At 37.8% G+C, this 1471-nt stretch carries 1 protein-coding gene; it reads right to left on the bottom strand.

What is annotated here, in order from left to right; genetic code table 11:
- Positions 1-114: 114 nt before the first annotated feature.
- Positions 115-1434 (bottom strand): IS91 family transposase, encoded by a 1320-nt coding sequence (locus tag ACLUJM_RS13605; RefSeq protein ID WP_002351803.1) that lies wholly within the window; start codon positions 1432-1434, stop codon positions 115-117.
- Positions 1435-1471: the final 37 nt, after the last annotated feature.

The following is a 1471-nucleotide window of genomic DNA, read 5'->3' as shown; positions in this document are numbered from 1 at the left end:
GGATACATCTCCTTCCCACATTTTTCACAGGTAAATTGGGGAGGATTGTTCGGATCATTTGCAATATCTGCATCATCTAAAAATTTTACTACATCCATTGGGATTGATTCTTTTTCACCACAACTTAGACATATAAATTTCACGTTGGCGTTCCCAATCCCAGCGAATTGCTTTAAAAGTTTTTTCTTTTTCTTCTTCATACTGTTGCCTGAATTCTTTTTGGTCAATTTTTCGATTCTCCTCTCGCATAAACCGCTTTGCATGGTTATCTTTCGCATATTTAATAACTAACCGTCCATTTTTGCGCACACTCATCCCAACGAATTCATAGTACTCACCGCAACAAGAACATTCTAAGGGATTTTCACCAAATTCTTCGGTTATTCTTTCTTCCCAGGATTTTGGTCTTAAGGCCTCATTCAGATTGATAAACAGCTTTTTTACTCGTTTCTGATACTCCTTCATGACCTTTTTCATTAATGTTTTGATTCTACGACTATAGATTCCATAGCGACGAATCGTTTTGAAATTCTTATTTTGAATATGGCGAATCAGTGCAGCTATGAATTCGTCTATACTCATGGTCATCGTCTCTTTAGTATTCGTTCGTTTGTCCATGTAGTTGAACATGACAGTGTCGCCATCATACATTAAGATTCGGCTTAATGCGATCGGGCCACGCTTCATATAACGACTGATGTATTGGAGTAGTGACTTTAGATTTGTCCTGCTCCTTTTAGGAGCATTTACGTAAAACCCTTCTCCATTGTTCTTGTACGCAGCTTGTAATCTTGATTGAACTCTTTGCTTGTCCCACTCACCTAACGTTCGTCTAATTAGTTTCAATACAGCATTTTTCCAGTATTTTCTTAACATAGAAAAAGGTAAATAATCGTATTCTTCCCAACTTCCATCTCTTGTTAAGCCACCCATAGTAACAACCATATGAACATGCGGATTAAATTCTAGTTTTGATCCAAAGGTGTGGATTGTAGCTACTATACCTGCCTTCACCTTTCTTTTCTCAAAATAGGCAAGAATAATTTTTGCGGCTTCATCCATTAGTCCTTTCAGTAAGGAATCTCGATAGTTTTCCATCATAAAGATTTCCCGTAACCCCTCATCGATCGTAAAGATTACGTGCCGATGTGTCACTTTAAACATATCATTCGCCACAACCGCTGACCACCTTTGGCTTTCACCTGTTGCACACGTTGGACAGAACTTTCCACGACATTTCAAGGGAACAAACTTTGTTTGATGACATCCTTCGCAGACAAACAGTCGGTATCCTTTTTGAATATCTCCACAATATCTAAACTTGTTTACTTCCCGTTTGACGACTAGCCGAATCTTTCGCCCGTATTTCTCAACAAAGTTATCCCAATTATGGTGTTCGTCAAAAAAGATTGCTTCGAGAATATTCGCTTTCATAGTAATATTTTACTTGTTCAAAAACAAAATGAAAAGG

The organism is Finegoldia sp., assembly GCF_046991905.1.
In the GTDB taxonomy this organism is placed as follows: Bacteria; Bacillota; Clostridia; order Tissierellales; family Peptoniphilaceae; genus Finegoldia.
This window is presented reverse-complemented; position numbering and strand designations above follow the sequence as displayed.